Origin of the sequence: Acinetobacter sp. WCHAc060033 (assembly GCF_004209125.1) — a bacterium.
Taxonomy (GTDB): Bacteria; Pseudomonadota; Gammaproteobacteria; order Pseudomonadales; family Moraxellaceae; genus Acinetobacter; species Acinetobacter wuhouensis.
The window spans coordinates 1-262 of the sequence record NZ_SGSW01000218.1; the positions used below are offsets into that span (position 1 = coordinate 1).

A 262-nucleotide genomic window follows, 5' to 3' on the forward strand; every position below is an offset into this window, starting at 1 on the left:
GTAAAAATCAATGGTAAAGCCACGTTGATCGACTGCACGATACAGATAAAACCATCTTCCATTCACTTTTACATAAGTTTCATCAATATGCCATGTGCCGAGATGTGTAGGATTACGCCAATACCAGCGTAAGCGTTTTTCTATTTCAGGAGCATAACGTTGAACCCAACGGTAAATAGTAGTGTGATTAACATTTACACCGGGTTCGGAAAGCATTTCCTGAAGTTCACGATAGCTGATGCCATATTTACAATACCAGCGT

Annotated in this window: 1 protein-coding gene; it reads right to left on the minus strand. The window is 40.1% G+C overall.

The window, feature by feature from the left end:
* On the minus strand, positions 1-262 hold a 262-nt coding region (locus tag EXE10_RS21325; protein ID WP_130114625.1), incomplete at both ends, for an IS6 family transposase.